Source organism: Acidobacteriota bacterium (assembly GCA_016713675.1).
Classification (GTDB): domain Bacteria; phylum Acidobacteriota; class Blastocatellia; order Pyrinomonadales; family Pyrinomonadaceae; genus OLB17.
Genome location: JADJOS010000001.1, coordinates 1,846,916 through 1,864,338 on the forward strand (window position 1 = coordinate 1,846,916; position 17,423 = coordinate 1,864,338).

The 17,423-nt window shown below is 54.0% G+C and carries 24 protein-coding genes and 3 pseudogenes; 23 read left to right on the plus strand and 4 right to left on the minus strand.

Annotation, left to right across the window (positions count from 1 at the left end):
* The first annotated feature begins 10 nt into the window (after positions 1-10).
* The 23 genes and pseudogenes from IPK01_08505 (at position 11) to IPK01_08615 (ending at position 13,361) form a co-directional block, all read left to right on the plus strand.
* Positions 11-178, plus strand: coding sequence for a hypothetical protein (locus tag IPK01_08505; GenBank protein ID MBK7933528.1), 168 nt, complete (start codon positions 11-13; stop codon positions 176-178).
* Positions 179-311: 133 nt separating this feature from the next.
* On the plus strand, positions 312-452 hold the full coding sequence (locus IPK01_08510) for a 30S ribosomal protein THX (GenBank protein MBK7933529.1): 141 nt from the start codon (positions 312-314) through the stop codon (positions 450-452).
* Between the two features lie 110 nt (positions 453-562).
* Entirely contained in the window at positions 563-1,096 is a 534-nt protein-coding gene (locus tag IPK01_08515; protein ID MBK7933530.1) for a (2Fe-2S)-binding protein, read from the plus strand.
* Positions 1,048-1,473: a 4Fe-4S binding protein gene (locus IPK01_08520; protein ID MBK7933531.1), complete on the plus strand. Its 426-nt coding sequence runs from the start codon at positions 1,048-1,050 to the stop codon at positions 1,471-1,473. Before IPK01_08515 ends, IPK01_08520 begins: the two co-directional genes overlap by 49 nt.
* Positions 1,403-1,633, plus strand: a complete 231-nt coding sequence (locus tag IPK01_08525; GenBank protein ID MBK7933532.1) for a molybdopterin-dependent oxidoreductase — start codon at positions 1,403-1,405, stop codon at positions 1,631-1,633. The genes IPK01_08520 and IPK01_08525 overlap by 71 nt, the downstream gene beginning before the upstream one ends.
* Before the next feature lie 183 nt (positions 1,634-1,816).
* Positions 1,817-2,080, plus strand: coding sequence for a hypothetical protein (locus IPK01_08530; protein MBK7933533.1), 264 nt, complete (start codon positions 1,817-1,819; stop codon positions 2,078-2,080).
* Between the two features lie 72 nt (positions 2,081-2,152).
* Complete coding sequence (locus tag IPK01_08535; GenBank protein MBK7933534.1) at positions 2,153-2,497, plus strand: molybdopterin-dependent oxidoreductase; 345 nt, start codon at positions 2,153-2,155, stop codon at positions 2,495-2,497.
* Between the two features lie 333 nt (positions 2,498-2,830).
* Positions 2,831-3,989 (plus strand): annotated as a pseudogene (nuoH, locus tag IPK01_08540) (NADH-quinone oxidoreductase subunit NuoH).
* 103 nt (positions 3,990-4,092) lie between these two features.
* On the plus strand, positions 4,093-4,650 hold the full coding sequence (locus IPK01_08545; protein ID MBK7933535.1) for an NADH-quinone oxidoreductase subunit J: 558 nt from the start codon (positions 4,093-4,095) through the stop codon (positions 4,648-4,650).
* A 37-nt stretch (positions 4,651-4,687) separates the two neighbouring features.
* Positions 4,688-4,981, plus strand: a complete 294-nt coding sequence (gene nuoK, locus IPK01_08550) for an NADH-quinone oxidoreductase subunit NuoK (GenBank protein MBK7933536.1) — start codon at positions 4,688-4,690, stop codon at positions 4,979-4,981.
* A gap of 88 nt (positions 4,982-5,069) precedes the next feature.
* Positions 5,070-5,746: pseudogene (locus tag IPK01_08555) on the plus strand (hypothetical protein).
* Positions 5,698-6,606, plus strand: a pseudogene (locus IPK01_08560) (hypothetical protein). Before IPK01_08555 ends, IPK01_08560 begins: the two co-directional pseudogenes overlap by 49 nt.
* Positions 6,606-6,842, plus strand: a complete 237-nt coding sequence (locus tag IPK01_08565; GenBank protein MBK7933537.1) for a hypothetical protein — start codon at positions 6,606-6,608, stop codon at positions 6,840-6,842. The pseudogene IPK01_08560 and the gene IPK01_08565 overlap by 1 nt, the downstream one beginning before the upstream one ends.
* Positions 6,842-7,183 (plus strand): hypothetical protein, encoded by a 342-nt coding sequence (locus tag IPK01_08570; protein MBK7933538.1) that lies wholly within the window; start codon positions 6,842-6,844, stop codon positions 7,181-7,183. The genes IPK01_08565 and IPK01_08570 overlap by 1 nt, the downstream gene beginning before the upstream one ends.
* 77 nt (positions 7,184-7,260) lie before the next feature.
* Positions 7,261-8,781, plus strand: coding sequence for an NADH-quinone oxidoreductase subunit M (locus tag IPK01_08575; GenBank protein MBK7933539.1), 1,521 nt, complete (start codon positions 7,261-7,263; stop codon positions 8,779-8,781).
* Entirely contained in the window at positions 8,747-8,899 is a 153-nt protein-coding gene (locus IPK01_08580) for a hypothetical protein (protein ID MBK7933540.1), read from the plus strand. Before IPK01_08575 ends, IPK01_08580 begins: the two co-directional genes overlap by 35 nt.
* Positions 8,900-8,936: 37 nt before the next feature.
* Complete coding sequence (locus IPK01_08585) at positions 8,937-9,539, plus strand: DUF1684 domain-containing protein (protein ID MBK7933541.1); 603 nt, start codon at positions 8,937-8,939, stop codon at positions 9,537-9,539.
* Between the two features lie 20 nt (positions 9,540-9,559).
* A complete protein-coding gene (locus tag IPK01_08590; protein ID MBK7933542.1) occupies positions 9,560-11,104 on the plus strand; it encodes an NADH-quinone oxidoreductase subunit N in 1,545 nt (514 codons plus the stop codon).
* Positions 11,105-11,113: 9 nt separating this feature from the next.
* The gene (locus IPK01_08595) at positions 11,114-11,590 is read left to right on the plus strand and encodes a hypothetical protein (GenBank protein MBK7933543.1); all 477 of its coding nucleotides are present in this window, start codon (positions 11,114-11,116) and stop codon (positions 11,588-11,590) included.
* A gap of 3 nt (positions 11,591-11,593) precedes the next feature.
* Complete coding sequence (locus IPK01_08600) at positions 11,594-11,800, plus strand: hypothetical protein (protein MBK7933544.1); 207 nt, start codon at positions 11,594-11,596, stop codon at positions 11,798-11,800.
* Between the two features lie 41 nt (positions 11,801-11,841).
* Complete coding sequence (locus tag IPK01_08605; protein ID MBK7933545.1) at positions 11,842-12,150, plus strand: hypothetical protein; 309 nt, start codon at positions 11,842-11,844, stop codon at positions 12,148-12,150.
* Positions 12,122-12,760 carry a gamma-glutamyl-gamma-aminobutyrate hydrolase family protein gene (locus IPK01_08610; protein MBK7933546.1) on the plus strand — a complete coding sequence of 213 codons (639 nt, stop codon included), beginning with the start codon at positions 12,122-12,124 and terminating at the stop codon, positions 12,758-12,760. The genes IPK01_08605 and IPK01_08610 overlap by 29 nt, the downstream gene beginning before the upstream one ends.
* A 265-nt stretch (positions 12,761-13,025) precedes the next feature.
* Positions 13,026-13,361, plus strand: a complete 336-nt coding sequence (locus tag IPK01_08615) for a hypothetical protein (protein MBK7933547.1) — start codon at positions 13,026-13,028, stop codon at positions 13,359-13,361.
* 70 nt (positions 13,362-13,431) lie between these two features.
* On the opposite strand, the gene IPK01_08620 is transcribed toward IPK01_08615, so the two are convergent.
* From IPK01_08620 to IPK01_08635, 4 genes are read right to left on the minus strand one after another with little or no spacing between them, the layout of a single operon-like run.
* Positions 13,432-15,240 carry a hypothetical protein gene (locus IPK01_08620; protein MBK7933548.1) on the minus strand — a complete coding sequence of 603 codons (1,809 nt, stop codon included), beginning with the start codon at positions 15,238-15,240 and terminating at the stop codon, positions 13,432-13,434.
* An 18-nt stretch (positions 15,241-15,258) separates the two neighbouring features.
* The gene (locus tag IPK01_08625; protein ID MBK7933549.1) at positions 15,259-15,918 is read right to left on the minus strand and encodes a type II secretion system protein; all 660 of its coding nucleotides are present in this window, start codon (positions 15,916-15,918) and stop codon (positions 15,259-15,261) included.
* Positions 15,919-15,921: 3 nt separating this feature from the next.
* Complete coding sequence (locus tag IPK01_08630) at positions 15,922-16,434, minus strand: type II secretion system protein (GenBank protein ID MBK7933550.1); 513 nt, start codon at positions 16,432-16,434, stop codon at positions 15,922-15,924.
* Positions 16,435-16,459: 25 nt separating this feature from the next.
* Complete coding sequence (locus IPK01_08635) at positions 16,460-17,326, minus strand: hypothetical protein (GenBank protein MBK7933551.1); 867 nt, start codon at positions 17,324-17,326, stop codon at positions 16,460-16,462.
* Between the last annotated feature and the right edge of the window lie 97 nt (positions 17,327-17,423).

Below are 17,423 nucleotides of genomic sequence, written 5' to 3' on the forward strand. Positions count from 1 at the left end.
AGTCGGCAAAATGGAAAACGCTCTTCAAGCCGACGGATTTACTAAGAATGGCGGCGAAAAGGTGACTTCGGACGAATTAAAGACCGTAATGTTGTCGCCGGGCGACGGTAGTCGTGACGACCAGATCGCTCGAGTCCGACACGCAGTCGAAAGATCGCAAAAGTGCCGTCGATATTGAATCCGGAAGCGAAGAAATTCATTTGCGAAGAGCACAATAAGCTCGGAGCCAACACCGATGTGCAGACTTATCTCATCGGGCTTTTTAATGACTAAGTAAAGGCCGCAATAACGCCGATGGTAAGGAGTCGAAAATGGGAAAAGGTGATAAACGATCAAGACGAGGCAAGATATTTGCCGGCAGCTTTGGCAAGTCGCGACCGAAACGAAAAGGGAAATCGGTAAAACCGGCCGAAGAAAAGCCAGCGAAAACGGCGAAAAAGCAAAAAGGTTGAATTTGACAAAAAACGCCGCTAGGTCAGCGCTGTCCCGGCGGCGGGGCGGGCCCGGGGGCGCATGGGCCGAGGGCGACAAAAGCGACCGAGCGATATACGCGAAAGAATTAATGTCAGAACAGATAAAAGTAACAATTAACGAGCAGGAATTTGACGTCGACGCCGGTGCTCGGCTGATCGACGTTTGCCGCGACAAGGGGTTTGGGATTCCTTCGTTTTGCTATTACCAGGACCTTGAGGTCCAGGCCTCGTGCCAGATGTGCCTGGTTCGCATCGACAAAATGCCGAAGCTGCAGACCTCGTGCACGATCAAATGTACCGACGGCATGGTCGTCACCACCGAGTCCGAAGAGGTCGAAAAGGCCCAGCGTGCGATGGGCGAATTCTTGCTGACCAATCATCCGCTCGATTGCCCGGTTTGCGACCGCGGCGGCGAATGCGAACTGCAGGAAGTCATCTTCGACTGGGGCGATGTCGAAGAGCGTTTTACGAGAAAAAGAACCGCGAACCCGAAAAATATCTTTCGCCGATCGTCGCCAACGACCCGCAGCGATGCATCCTTTGCAAACGCTGCACGCGAGTCTGTGACGAGTGGATGGGCGAGGACGCCATCGAGGCCGGCAATCGCGGCGTCAATACTGTAATTGGCACGTATGGCGGCTGGCTAAATTGTTCGCAGTGCGGCAATTGCATCGAGGTTTGCCCGACCGGAACTTTGCTCGACGGTGTTTATCGCCACGAAACGCGGCCTTGGGAACTCGAACAGACCGTTACGACTGACGTTTACGGCTCGGACGGAATGCAGCTTTCGATCGGTTCGCGAGCAGGCAAGGTTCACCGCGTCGTCGCCCGCGACCGTTATGTGAACGGTCTGAACGGCGAATTTCTCGATGTCAAGGCACGATTTGCCCACGAATTCGTCAACCACGACGACCGCATCAAAAACGCCGATGATCCGCTATTCGAAAGGCGGAAAGCTAATTCCGGCGACTTGGGACGCGGCGATCAAATTTGCGGCTGACAAGTTAAAGGAGCACGGCAAGAACGTCGGCGTTATCGCCAGCCCGAGGCTGACGAACGAAGCGATCTTCACGCTCAACCGTTTTGCGAACGAAGCGGCCGGCAGCGGCAATATCGCGGTCTCGGACGTTCCGATCTCGCTCCGGTATTTGATAATCTGAGCGTCCCGCTCTGCACGCACAAAGAAATTCGGTTTGCCAAAACGATCGTCCTGATCGGCGGCGAGCCCGAAGAGGAACAGACCTACACGGCGAAACAGATACGACAGGCCGTGCGAAACGGCGGTGCGAAGTTCATCTGCGTCAACGACACTCCGATCAATCTTTCGCGGCGTGCGACTCAGTTTGTTCATGCAAACGCAGGCTCAGTCGATGCTTTTGCATTGGCTCTTGCGGATGGCGGAAGCAGGTCAAACGGCGCCGGCAAACTGGGCATCGACGCGACGAGATCGAGCCGGCCGGAAAGACGATCAACGAACCGACGGGCGAATGATCATTATGTTCGGCGGCGAACTTTCGGCTGAGGCTCAGGCCGCGATCGCGGCCTCGGCGGCAGGACTTGCGGCGGACGATCGCCGCGTGACGCTTGCATCCGCTGCCGAGATATAACAACTCGGTCGGTGCAAACGACATGACGCCGGGACGCAAATCGGTCGACGAGGTCGTTAAAAGCTCAAAAGCATTGCTTATCGGCGGCAGTTTGCAGGACGCGAGCGTTCTGGCGGCAAGGACTTTGTTGTCGTTCAGGAACTATTCCAGACCGAGACGACCGATCACGCAGATGTGGTCTTTCCGGCGGCGAGTTTTGCTGAGGTTGACGGTACGTTTACGAACAATGCGGGCAATGTGCAGCGTGTTCGCAAGGCGATCGAGCCGGTTCATCAGTCGAAACCAGATTGGATGATCACGGCAATGATCGCCCGCGAAATGGGCGCTGAAATCGCACCTGATTGGTCAGCATCGGCGGTTTTCCGAAACCTCGCGATGCGATGCCGGCGTACGAAGGCCTGCGTTATCCGGCATTGAAAGACGAATCGGAACCGGTTCAGGCGAAATACGCGACCTCAGGCGGCGATGTTTCGGCTCAGATCAGGCCTTGAAAGGCAAGGTCGAGGCGATGGGCGATGCGGCGGAAAAAAATCACAGACGTCCGAAGTTCGGGCATAAATTGCATCGTTTGACAACGATGACGAGCAAGACGCAGCAGTTTCACCTGCTCGCAACGGCAATCCGAAGCCGGCAAATCTGCTGGTTTCGCCGCTTGGCTCAGTTTGGTCTTGACGGAATGCCGCGTGAAGATAGTGTGGCGGCCGCGTTGGAGCGTCGGACCGGAGCGCTCCGGCCAAATAGATAGTTTTTATGGAAGAGGTTCTAAAAACGGCATTTCCTTTCATCGTTATCACCGTTGGGATCCTGATCGGATTCCAGATGGTGTTGATGATCGTTGCCTATACTGTGCTTGCCGAACGAAAGGTCCTGGGCTGGATCCAGGGCCGCATCGGGCCCAATCGTGTCGGCCCGTGGGGCGTTTTGCAGCCGTTCGCCGATCTGCTCAAATTTATCTTTAAGGAAGACCTCGTTCCGGATAAATCGACGAAATTCGTCTATTTTCTCGCACCGTTGGTCGCATTGACATGTGCGTTGATGCCGATCGTTGTGTATCCGTTCGGGCCGAGGATCAAGGATCCGCTGACATGGGTCTCGCCTTATCTGATCTCTGCAGTCAGTTGGATACCGGCTGTCGGCAGTTCGCTGGTCGATGCGATAAATTGGCTCGTGCCACAGGCGATGAATATGCCGCTCACGATCGCCCGGATCGACGTAGGTGTTCTGTTTGTACTCGGGATCACGTCAGTCGGCGTTTACGGTATCGCCCTCGCGGGTTGGTCTTCGAACAGCAAATACAGCCTGATGGGCGGCCTTCGTTCGTCGGCCCAGATGATCTCGTACGAACTCGCAATGGGAGCCTCGGTCATCGGTGTCGTGATGCTGGCCGGATCGCTGGACCTCAACGGCATCATCAACGGGCAGATCAATTCGCCGTTCAAATGGTACATCATTCCGCAGATCATCGGATTTTTTGTATTCCTGATCGCAGCATTTGCCGAGACCAACCGAGTGCCGTTCGATCTGCCTGAGGCAGAAACAGAGCTCGTAGCGGGATTTCATACTGAATATTCGGCACTCAAATTTGCACTGTTCTTCATGGCTGAATACGTGAATATGTTCACGGTCTCGATGATGTGTACGGTGCTGTTCCTGGGCGGTTGGTACATTCCGGGCCTCGGCTGGCTGCGACGCAAGACTCGAAGCTTGGCTCGGTTGGGAACGGTGCTACGCCCTCATCAGCCACTTCGGATTTATCGGCAAGATCTGTGCATTTTTGTTCCTATACATCTGGATCCGCGGAACGTTGCCGAGTTTTCGTTTTGACCAGCTGATGAATTTCGGCTGGAAGTTTCTACTGCCCGTCGCGATCGCAAATGTGATCCTGACGATCGTGGTGGTGTTTTTTTGAATCGTTGGTATTAACGCAGATCGCAGATGGACGCAGGGTAAGCATCCGTTGCTTTTCGAAGTTTTCTCTGTGTCCTCTGGCCTCTGCGTTGAAAAAGGTTCTTATGGTTGGAACTGTTTTATTTTTCTTATTTGCCGGCCTTGCGATCGCTAGTGCGATCTCGATGGTCTATCACAAAAATCCGCTTTACAGCGCGATCTCGTTGGTTGGCGTGTTTATTTCGCTGTCGTGTATTTATGTAACGCTTGCCGCGCCGTTTATCGCCGCCGTGCAGATTTTGATTTATGCCGGCGCGATTATGGTTTTGGTCGTTTTCGTGATTATGCTTTTGAACCTGGACGACGACAAACCGCTCAACCGTCTGCGATACCTGTACGCACTGGGCGGCGGACTCGGCGTGCTATTGCTGGCACAGACGTTTTTCATCTTTTACGCTGTAATGCAGGCCCCGAATCACCTGGTCGATCCGAACACGACGGCCGGAAAGACAATGGACATCGGCCATGCGATGTACAGCGAATATCTGCTGCCGGTCGAGATCGTCGGCATATTGCTGATGATGGCGGTGATCGGATCGGTAATTTTGGCAAGGCGTTTGGCACAGCCGCAGCTCGAACTCGTGGTCGACCGCGAGTCGGAACGACACCACGACGCACAATAGTAAGGTTTTTGGATTTGGACTTTGGATTAACTAAGAAATGGAACCGCGCTTAGCCAGTTATCTGGCGTTATCAGGAATATTGTTCACGATCGGCAGCGTCGGCGTTATTTTCAAACGCAACGCGATCGGGATGTTCATGTGTATTGAGTTGATGCTCAACGCGGTCAATCTGACGTTTGTCGCGTTCTCGCGATATTACGCCGATACGACCGGGCAGCTTTTTGTATTTATGGTAATGGCCGTCGCCGCCGTGGCCGCGGTATCAGTCATCGCGTTCTTCCGCAACAGCCGCTCGGTAGATGTCGATGACGCGAGTTTGATGAAGAATTAACATGGTTCCTGTTCGCAGGACCCGAAACGAAGGAGATAATGGTTGAAAATAACCTAAGTCTAATATTTTTGCCCCGCTGGCCGGTGCCATGATCAATTGGCTGATCGGCGGGCGGCTGAAGAACGAATTGTTCAGCAGCGTGGTCGGGTGCGGGACGATCGTCGTTTCGATGATCGTGGCGTTTCACATCGCGTTCGGCTTTGGCGCTGCATGCCGGAGCGTTGTCATCCTGAGGGCAAACCGATCCTCGACCATCTGTGGACCTGGATACAGGTCGGCGGATTTCCGTGCGGATTTTGGGCTCGGAATGGACCGTCTGACCGGCATTTACGCCTGCTTTATTACGTTCGTCGGGTCTGCTGATCCATATTTTTGCGACCGGTTATATGAAGGGCGACAAAGGATTTTACCGCTTTTTCGCTTATCTCAACCTGTTCATGTTCTCGATGCTGACGCTCGTTTGGCAGATAATTTTCTGCTGATGTTTGTCGGATGGGAAGGCGTCGGCCTTTGCTCATACCTGCTCATTGGCTTTTACTCAAGAAAGACGAAGCCCGAAAGGCGGCGAAAAAAGCGTTCGTCATGAACCGGATCGGCGACTGGGGCGTGCTGATGGGAGTTTTCCTGATCTTCACGATGACCGGTTCGATCTCGTTCTTTGACAAGGTGGTTGACGGCGAACAGGTTAAGAGCGTCTTCACGTTCGTCGTGAAAATATGTCGGCCGATCCGTTCACATGGGGAGCGATCTTCGCCGGCGGACTGACCTCGGTCGGCGTGCTGCTGTTTATCGGTGCGACCGGCAAATCAGCACAAATACCGCTGCTCACTTGGCTGCCGGACGCGATGGCCGGCCCGACGCCGGTTTCGGCACTTATCCACGCGGCGACGATGGTCACGGCCGGTGTTTATCTGGTCGTCCGTTCCAACGCGATCTATCAAATGTCCCCGACCGCGATGTGGATCGTTGCGATAATCGGTGCGGCGACCGCGATATTTGCGGCCACGATCGCGATCGCGCAGAACGATATTAAGAAGGTGCTCGCCTATTCGACCGTTTCGCAGCTTGGATACATGTTCCTCGCGTGCGGCGTCGGAGCGTTTATCGCGGCGATCTTTCACGTGATGACGCACGCGTTCTTCAAAGCTCTGCTTTGTTTCTCGGATCCGGTTCGGTCATTCACGGGATGCACCACGAGCAGGACATGCGAAAGATGGGCAACCTGAAAAAGCACATGCCTATTACGTTCATCACGATGGCGATGGGCTGGCTGGCGATCTGCGGAATTCCGATCTGGGCAGGCTTTTTCTCGAAGGACGAGATCCTTTATAAGACATTTGCGGCCGATAGGTATTTCCCGGCGGGTGTATTCCCGGGCGAAGAGATCCCTGTGGGGCATCGCGCGATTCACGGCGGTCCTGACCGCGGTCTATATGACCCGAATGATGGTCATGACATTCTGGGGCAAAGAGCGTTTTCACGACGTTCTGCCGGAAGAAGCTCACGACCATGCCGCCGCCATCCACGACGATGGCACGATGACGCCCACGATGATCACGATGACGACGACGAGCATCACCATGCCCTGCCCGCCGGTTTCAAGCCGCACGAATCGCCGTGGGTGATGACCGTGCCGCTGATCATACTGGCGTTCCTGTCGACGGTCGGAGGTTTGGTCGGCGTGCCGTACGCGATGAGTTCGCTGGTCGGTATCAAGGAAGCGAACGCGTTCGAACATGTGCTCGAACCGGTCGTCGCCGAAAACAAAATGGAAACGGCGATCGCCGCAAAGGAAAATGCAAAGGCCCACGAGCCTGCGGTGGGCAAAAGAAAGGACTGCTCGCCGGGCTTTCGGTCGTGATGGCGGTCATTGGTATCGCGATCGGCTGGTTTGCGTTCCGCAGCAACCCGCTTCGCAAGATGCCGAAGATACTCGAACAAAAATGGCGGCTCGACGAACTTTACAACGGCTATATTGTCGATCCGATCACGAAATTGTCCCGCGAGGGATTGTGGAAAGGGTTTGACCTCGGCTTTATTGATGGCATCGTCAACGGGATCGGCGGTTTTGTAATGGAAGCCGGTAACGTCGTACGTGGTCTTCAGGTCGGCTACGTCCGCAGCTATGCGGCCGTTATCGTCGTCGGAGCGTTGATCGTCGTTGGGTATTTTATCTATTACGGTTTGAAATTGGTTAGTTAAAAGGTTCAGAGTGCAAGCTTTAGCTTGTCTCGACGCTACGACAAAACAAGCTAGTGCTTGCACTCTGAACATTAGATATGAACTTTTTATACGAAAATTTGTTAGCGATCCTGATCTTGCTGCCGGTATTCGGTGCGGTGCTGACGCTCGCGCACCAGATGTTTTGGAAGCAGGAAGGCCAGATCAAATGGCTGACGCTTGGTTTTACGCTGGTAAATTTTGCGGTTTCGCTGCTGATGTTCGCAAAACCGGCCGCGGCCTCGGGCAGCTATATGTTCGAAAAGAACGTGCCGTGGATCAGTGCGATAAGCCCCAATTTCCACGTCGGCGTTGACGGGCTGAGCTTTTGGCTGCTGATCTTGACGACGTTCATCATGCCGATCGCCGTGATCTCGACATGGAATGCGGTCGAGAAGCGCGTAACGGCGTTTTACATCTTTCTGCTGCTGCTCGAATCGGCGATGATCGGCGTCTTTGTGTCCTTGGATCTGCTTGTTTTCTATCTGTTTTTCGAAGCTTCGCTCATTCCGATGTTTTTCCTCATCGGCATTTGGGGCGGCGAGAACCGCATCTACGCAGCGGTCAAATTCTTTATCTTTACCGCACTCGGCAGTTTGCTGATGCTGGTCGCGATCATCTCGCTGTACTTCATCTACGCCGATCAGACGGGCTTTGCCGGAACTTTCGATCTGGTGGCGATACAAAACGCGTTCAAGATCGGCACGATGAGTTTCAGCGGAGCAATGGCCGGAACAGGAACGCTGCTGTTCATGGCGTTCGCCCTGGCGTTTGCGATCAAGGTGCCGCTGTTCCCGTTCCACACATGGCTGCCTGACGCACACACCGAGGCCCCGACGGCCGGTTCGGTGATACTTGCCGCAGTGCTGCTCAAAATGGGAACGTACGGATTGATGCGGTTTAATTTCGCCTTGTTCCCTGACCAGAGCCGCGAATGGGCGTGGCTGTTTATCACGCTCGCGATCGTCGGCATTATCTACGGAGCTCTCGTCGCGATGGTCCAGCCCGATGTAAAACGCCTCGTTGCGTATTCGTCGGTCGCCCACATGGGCTTCGTGATCTTGGGGATGTTCTCGTTCACTGAGGCCGGAATGCAGGGTGCCCTGTTCACGATGCTGGCCCACGGCGTTACGACCGGTGCGTTGTTCCTGCTCGTCGGATTTATCTACGAACGCCGTCATACGCGGGAGATCACGCAGTTCGGCGGGATTTCGAATGTGATGCCGATCTACGCGACCATTTTCGTTATCACGACGATGGCTTCGATCGGCCTTCCGTTCCTCAATGGATTCGTCGGCGAATTTCTGATCATGGTCGGAATGTTCAAATCGACCGTTCTCGGAGTGACGGCCGCCGTCAACTGGAACATCATCGCGACCATGGCGGCGGGAACCGGCGTCATCTTTGCAGCCGTTTATTTGCTTTGGATGGTTCAGCGTGTGTTTTTCGGCAAGGTCACGAATGACAAAAACAAGTCACTCGCGGACCTCAGCTGGCGTGAGATCGGGCTGATGATACCGCTGATCATGTTGATGGTCTATATGGGTGTATTTCCCGAAACCGTTCCTGAGCCGCTCTGAAAGTGCGGTCAAGGCGATCGAAGCGAATGTGATGCATCAGGGCGGCGGCACGATCGACAAGGCCGATCTGGAACCGAAAGCGGCTCCGAAAGTAGAGACCGAAAAGGCGGGGCATTGATTTGAAAAGAACGTTCGCCATCTGTTTTGCGGCCTTGATGCTGTTTGCCGGTGCAAACGCACAGACGTTTTACGGCACGACCGATCTGAAAACGTTTCGCGACGGGCGTGACAAGGAGTTTCGCAATAAAGACGAATCACCGTTGAAAGCGGAAGATTTTGCGAAGTTCAAAGGGCTGAACAATTATCCGTTCGACAAAGCGTTTCGCGTAACTGCGGTATTCGAACGGACGGCCGATGAGAAATATTTTCAGATGCCGACGTCGTCGGGCACGACCAAGAAGTTCGTCAAATACGGAGTTTTGACATTTGCTATCGGCGGCAAACAGCAGCGTCTGAGCGTTTATCAGACGGACGCCGAGACACTCGCAAAGTTTCCGGAATATGCCGACCTGCTTTTCGTGCCGTTCAGGGATCCGACGAACCGGACCGATACTTACGGCGGCGGACGGTACATTGACATTATGGAGCCAAGGGGCAAGACGGTCACGCTGGATCTTAATCTTGCATACAATCCGAATTGTGCCTACGGCAGCGACAAATACAATTGCCCGATACCGCCAAGGGAGAACACTTTAGAGGTTTCGATCACGGCGGGCGAAAAGAGATACATATATTCCGGCTATGACAAGACACATTAGCTTGGGATATTGAGACCAAAATGAACACGTTTTTTCTATCAGAATTAGTTCCGCCGAATGCGAATTTAACGATCATTCTGCCTGAGATGATCGTCGCTATCGCGGGCGTCGTCGTAATGATCTACGACAGTTATTTTCCGAAGCAGCGTGCCGTTTCGGGCGTGATCGCATTGCTCGGCCTCGTTGCCTCGGGCGTCATGCTCGCAATGTCATGGGGCAGTGCGGCACCGGCAAATGCGTGGGGCGGCATGATCGCTCATGACAATCTGCGGCTAAGCTTCTCGTTCGTGTTCCTCTTTGTCTCGGCGATGACAGTGCTGATATCGACCGTTTGGGTCGAACGCGAGGACGTTCCGGCCGGCGAATATCACGCACTGCTGCTGTTCGCCACATTCGGCATGATGATGATGTCAGCCGGCAATGATCTCGTTGTTATCTTCCTCGGCCTCGAAACGCTTTCGATCGCGACCTATGTAATGGCAGGATTGCGTAAGGCCGATCTGCGTTCCAACGAATCGGCGATGAAGTATTTCATCCTCGGTTCGTTCGCGTCCGCATTTTTGCTATACGGAATGGCACTCACTTATGGTGCGACAGGCGAGACAAATCTGACGGCGATCGCGCAAAAAATGTCAGATCCGAACTTTCCCGCACTTCTTCTAATTGGTGCGGCGATGATGATCATCGGATTTGGATTTAAGATCGCGATGGCCCCTTTCCATGTCTGGACGCCGGACGTGTACGAAGGTGCCCCGACGCCGATCACCGGTTTCATGGCCGCCGGGCCAAAGGCGGCTGCCTTTGCATCTTTCATGCGTGTTTTTGTTCTCGGGTTTCCGTTGGTCGCGGGTGTTCAGGTCTCGGGCTATTTGCACACGACCTGGATCACGACCGTTGCGGTCCTCGCGATGCTCACCATAATCGTCGGTAATGTAGCCGCGATCATGCAGTCGAGCGTCAAACGCATGCTCGCCTATTCGTCGATCGCTCACGCAGGATATGCTCTCGTCGGATTTGTCGGTGCAGGCCTCTCAACGACCACCGAACAGCGTGATACCGCGATTGCCGCAGTTGCATTTTACATGCTGACGTATGCCGTGACGAACCTCGGAGCGTTTGCCATCGTCACGCTTCTCTCGCAAAAGAACGACCGCCGGACCGAGTTCGAAGATTACAATGGTATCGGTTTCCGATCGCCTGTCCTTGCATTTTCGCTCTCGCTTTTCATGCTCTCATTGCTGGGCATGCCGCTGACGGCCGGATTTATCGGCAAGGTCCTCGTTTTCCGTCCGGCACTTGAGGCGGGCAACACAATGGTCACTATCCTTGTCGTGGTCGCCGTTCTCGGCTCGGCCCTTTCTGCTTACTACTATCTGCGGCTGATCGTTGTGATGTTTTTCAAGGACCGCACCTCCGATTGGCATACTCCCAAGATGGCGGCACCGCTGACCGCGGCATTGGTGATCACTGTGCTTGGTGTTTTTTACTTCGGCATTTTCGGCGACAGTGTGATCTCTAAATTTGCCCAGTCGCCGGCTGCAGTTATCGTCCGGGCCGAAAAGTAGTACCGCTCGATGGACGTCATTTCAGAGATCAAGCTAGGCCTTGCCGACGAGTGGCTTCCGGCTATATACGAAAACAAGGTTCGCCCCGGACGCACACGTTCGGTCCATATCGACGTGCCCGTTCGCGAGAACGCGGCCGAAATTCAATACACACTTCTCGGAATCGAACTTAAGGTCGGTAAGCGCCGATTCGCCTGCCCCGATCTGGCTGCGGCCCGTTACATGCGCATTTTTGCGAGGATCGGATCGACGGATTTCGCACTGCCATACGACATCACCAGGACCTCGCCGCTCGCGGATGAGCTCGAGACCGCGTGGCATCGGGCGTTGTTATTGTCCGAGGAAAAGTCGCAAACATTGTCTGAGAAAGCACGCAAACGGGCGCGCAATCAACTGGTCAAAGCGATGAGAACCGAGATCGCCGCGATCGGTGCTGGCGATGTAATGCCGGAGTTCGATACGGCGACGAGGCAGCGTCGGAGTTAGACGATGCCGTATTACGACGACGATGGTAACGAGATCGACCCGACGGGAATTCCGGTCCCGCGGATGTGCTTGATGTGCGAAAAAAAGGACGATCCGGACGAAGAGATCTTGTGCAATCTCAACCGGCTCGATCAGGCGGACGAGCCGCATTTCAAGTGCGGGGCGTTCGTCAGCCTTTACGGAGCGTTGATTGATGATATAATCGAGTGATGCGCGCGTTTGGCGCAATGTGAATACGATCTCAGTGACCTATGTTTGATGCAGTGGCAAAGGCAACCGAATCTGAAAAGCTTCCGTTCCCGTACAATAAGAGCACTTTCTGCCGGTACGAGCCGATCGAGAAGAAGATCGACTTTGCCAAGGTCTTGATCGTCAACGACCTGCTGCGTTACGATTCGGATCTGTCCGATCTTGCCCGAAAGGACTGGAACGGGTCGACCGAGCAGCGGCTCGAATTCGAACGCCTTGTCTCGGGCATGGCCTGCAACAATATTGCAAAAATGTTCTGCGTCTCGTCAAAATCCCAAGACGATGACCGTTCATCTCTCAGAGATCGCTGATGCGGCAGAGAAGTTTCGCCCCGATGCGATCGTCATGAGCGGCACCTACGCCGATTTTGATTACTACAACCCCGAGCACATTGCGAGTTTTGCGGATTTTGTGAAAGAGACAAAGATCCCGATCCTCGCCATCTGTGGAGCTCATCAGTTGGTAGCGATCTCATTTGGAGCAAAGCTCAAGACGCTCGATGACCGCGAACTCGCCGATAAACGCACAGACCGCGTTGTCGAATATCAATATCGTTTCGTCAAGATCGTTGACAAGACCGACCCGATCTTTGAGGGCAATGACGACGACCGATCGGGCATCTGGCAGGACTATACGACGCAGGACGATATCCTGCGAGTCTGGCAGAACCACGGCGTCCAGGTCGACGGCGTGCCCGGCGGATTCAAATTACTCGCGACATCATACCTCTGTAAAAACCAAATGATGGTCAGGAAAACTGACGATCAGCTCATCTACTGCGTACAATTTCACCTCGAGAAATCCTTCGAAGATTGGTCAAAGAATCCGACCCGCTGGGAACACCAGAACGAAAGCCGCGACGGCCGTATCCTATTCGAGAATTTTCTGAAACTCGCTCTCGAACATCGAGCTGATTCCTGATCTGCTCTGACGATCAAACGCAAGACATCCAACGTTAGGCGAACGCACCTCAGTTTTCAAAAGAAATGTCGAGGCCTGCGTCACCCTTCTTTTCCCCTTTAATCAGAGCCCCAACTTCTCTCGTTCTTTATTCTGGTCAACTATTAGCATCGCCGAGCGGTGCGGTGATCTTTTGTCATTTGCCGGTTTACGTTTTTAGGATTTCGATGAATAATTAGGGAGATTTATTTTTCAGATCTCAGAAAAACACAAAAAGGAGAAAATGATGAAAAAACTTTTGACCTTATCGCTTTTGTCCCTGATGTTCTTGACGATGTACGTTGAGACCGCTTCGGCACAAACGCGTATTCGTTTTGCACGCGGGCGCACCTCGGCGACCGTTTCTTCGACGATCGGCAGCAGAGGTCAGCGAAAGTATGTGCTCGGTGCGCAAGCGGGCCAGACCTTGTCAGCCAATATAAGCTCGCGCAATGGCTGTGTCGTCCTCGGAAATGGGCAAACAAGCGAAAACTACACGACCAATCGGGGCGATAACTGGATCGATATTTTTAACAACTGCAAAACCGCCACGACCTTTACACTGACGGTGTCGATCTATTAAGAAATCGCGGTGGCCCTGACACTGATCGGTTGCGATCGATATCAGGGCCGTCATTTTTTACCGGAAGTATTTACTTTTCGACGACGCCGAGGACAAAGTTGCTGACGGCCACCAGGCCGCCGGCGACTGTCTGCGAATTGTACACCACGGTCGAATTACCGCCGCCGGACAGATTATATTGAGGCGAAAGAAAATTAGCTGACGAAGATGGATTTATTCCGTCCTGAATTCGGCTGCCTTCATATGGGGAGATCACGATATTTCCCTGAATAGTGCCGTTTCCGCCGCCGGACCGGTCAACTCCGGCCTGCCCGGTCACGATGATCAGGCCGTTAAAGCTGAAGTTTCCGTTGAGCGTCAGCTTGCCGGTCACGACCATTATTCCTCCGCCATTGCCTGTGAAAGTACAATTCCCATCGCAAAAGGTGATGCCCTGGCCCGTAAGGTTATTGCCGAATGACGTCGGGTTGACGCCGCTGGGAAAGAATCTGCCGGACGACTGAGCGACCGTCGCCAGCGAACGAACCGTTGCGTCGAGGTTGGTCGGATTTGAGAGCCAATCGGGCATCTCGCTGCCGACATTCGACGGTGATCCGATAACGGTTCCATTGAACGGATGCGGAGGTTCGCCGGATACCGAGGACTCCACCGTGTCGAGATTGCTGCTGTTCGTTGTGCCGATCGGCGGAATGATGTCGGTCGAAACGACGTCGTCACCGGAATATACAGTCACGTTCGACGATCCCGGATTGAACATAAACGTCGTCGCCGGCGATGTCGTACTCGGCGGCCCTACAAGCGTAAGTGTCGCCGGGGCGGTCAGGCCATTGAAAAAGTCCTTTTGAACGATCGCCTCCAGCCGCTTTACGGCACCACGGGGCCCAAAACCTGTTGATCTTATTAGGATCCGCGTCGGTTCGGGCGATTCCACGGTTCCGGTTATGACGTTGTCGCCCGTGCTCAATGTCGCTTCATAGCCGTAACGCTGAGGCGGACCCATGACCGCGACATTGGCAGGCAGTCCCCAGCCAAAACCTAATGTCATCGTACTGCCCTGCATCGTAAAGGTCTGGGCGTCAAAGATAATTTTTGGTGGATTTGCCGTGCCGGTCGAATTCGTCTCGATATAGCCGCGAATCACTCGTGTGACGACATATGGTTTCGTCATTCGGATAACGATCTCAAAGCGGTTGAAGGCCGGGATCGTTGCTCCCGTCCCCGTTATCGTGAGCACAAATCTGCCGAAATTGGTACTGGCCGGTGCCCCGCTGACATCCAGATCGACGGCGGCATTCGGATAGTATTTGACCACCACTTTATTCATGCCCGTGCCGTACGTCTTTTGTGTCGGATCCCCAATGTCGGCATCGAAGAGCTGTCCTGACGTTGAGAACGAAAGCCGTGTGCCTGTGTTGTCGGGATCTGAAAGTGCGACGGCGAAGCCGTAACCATTCTGCCGATTGCATGCAACGCCACCCAGAACGACTCGATCGCTGCATGTGTCATCGTAATCGAACCATCGCGACAGTCTTGAAACCGTTGCAGGGTCTCCGAATGTATTCGAAGACGACAGCTTGAGAGCCTTGACGAATGTGATCTTGTTTGCCGGGTCGGTCGCAGCCTTTGATGTGTCAAGCAGCGGATTTGGCACCACATTTCCGCGAAGCACGTTCACTGCCGATTGGATACCGCTTTCGGCGGCGTTGTATGCCTGTTGTTCAGCGGTAGCGTCGGTCACGTTTTGCGTATTGAGCGCAGATTCGAGCAGCAGGCCGGCACTTGCGGCCAAGAGAAGAAATGAGACCAACAGTGCCATTACCATTGCGGCACCTTTTTCGCCTTCCCGCGATCTCGTTTTTTCTATAGTTACTTCGTTCATATCACCCTTTTTCGCTGATCAATATTGATTGAGCATATAACTCGAATTTCGCAGTGTTACCTCCGAGGTGAATTGCACGTCGAGCGGATTTGGCTGCCCGTGTACCGGATCGAGCTGGACCAGGACCCTGATGCTCACTCGGCCCGTATTTTCGGTCGGAGTGCTGACCTCAACTCCCGACGAATTTGTGCCTGAGTAGTCGAAATATCTGAATGTAATTGCACTTATTCTGTTGACCACGACCGAGGTTTGCGGCGAGTCATTCGGGTCGTATCTGACGATCGAATCGTTCGCGTCATCGTAGAAATAGGTGATGTCCTCGCCCGCGTTGTCTGTCGCCAGGACAGTTCCGCTGCCGGACATCGGGCCGAAATTGTTGACATTGGCCCGGAAATGGATACGCGATGAATTCGAATCAGCCGGGATTATACCGTTGCTTGCCAGCCTCGAATTGGTGCCGGACTGGATGCCGAAGCCGGAGTTCGCGATCTCACGGGAGATCACATTCAGAGCGGCTTGGGCCGAAGTCAACGCATCGGTCCTTTGACTCTCACGCTGACGAACGCTAAATGCCCGCGAGAGCAGTACCGAAACGATACCGAGCAGGACCAGCATGATGGTCATGGCGATCATCAGTTCGATCAGCGAAAAGCCTTTATTTGACGATCTTGATTTCATAACCTAATTAGCCCTCACTCGGCGGAGCACTATTGTCGACGGCACCGTGATCTGCCAGCCCGGGCTCGGAGCCTCGAGTTTTGCCGAGATCGTTACTTCCTTGATCGTCGGTACGGGCACATCGGTGTCGCTTTGGATGCCTGCCGTGTTCGGGTCATTGTCGACCGATACCGTTACCAGAAATCGCTTTCCCGTCGACGAAATAATGGTACGCGGCAGCTTAGCGCCGCCCGTCAAGCCGGGATCGGTCACGCTTGGCGTAAATTTCGCCGCCCGCATCTGCTCCACTTCCTGCTGCAGTACGGCAAGGCACTCCGTTCTGGATTGATTGCCGGCGTTGTAGTTGATCGCGTATGTAAATGAAAATGCGACGCCAAGCAACGCGATGAGTATGATCACCATTGCACAAGTGGTCTCTATCAGCGAAAAGCCTTCTTCGCCGGACATATTTCGGCGTTCGGGGCTGATGCCGGGCTTGCCGGCGTCATCGTGTTCGTATGTGATGATCGTTTTCATCCGGGTTCTTTTCTATCTGCTTACGTTAGCGGCACTTGCCGTTCGACCGCTGCCACATCGGCTGTAAACATAGACACGGTGTCGTTACGGCTTGGCCTGAAAGGCAGGTCGGCGGTGCCGGTGTAGGCGTCGGCGTTGGTGTCGGTGTCTGATTCGGCGTTGGTGTCGGAGTCGGGGTTGGGGTTGGGGTCGGCGTTGGAGTCGGCGTTGGCGTCGGAGTCGGCGTTGGAGTCGGCGTCGTCGATGAGTAGATGCTTCGCGGATCCCAAACCGCGAGCAGCGGATTCACGGCAGTATTGCTCGCAATTACGGTGACAGTCGGATTGTCGAATGTCGGAACGACCTCACCGCCGCGCATCATCGCGACAGTTCCGGTCGGCGAAATGTAGATAATACTCGAGTTCGCAGCGCTCACCGTAGTTGAGGTGCAGCTCGTATCGCAGAAATAGAAAAGCGGCGTGATATTGACGCCATCGCCGTTAAAGACATCGATCTGTCCACGCTGGTCGAACCTTATCGTGATCGGGCAGGCAAAGTTGCTGCCGGCTATGGTGGTCGAACCGCTCAAACCGAGGTCGATCAATGTTGTCTCGGCGGGCAGATCGAGGGTTCCGTTTTGATTTTGGTCCAGAGTTACCGAAAACCTATTCCCGTTGACGATCTGGATATTGGCCATCTGCGCAGGCAGATTTGCACGCCGTTTGATCGAATCAAAACGGGCACGTTCAAGGTAGTTTTTGAATTGGCGGGCAGCATTCTGCCGCTGGATATTTGCGGTGGACCGGCCGAACAGGGCAACCGATGCCGTAACAAGCACGGCGGCGATCGCCAATACTATCAGCAACTCCATTATGGAAGCACCGGATTGTGAGGTTGTGCGGTTCCGTTTCATTTTGTTATTTCCGCGTCGCGGCCAGCCGAGGCCGTTAGACATTGATCCAGCTTGAATATCAAGCTACATCAATCAAAATAACACATTCGAAACAACA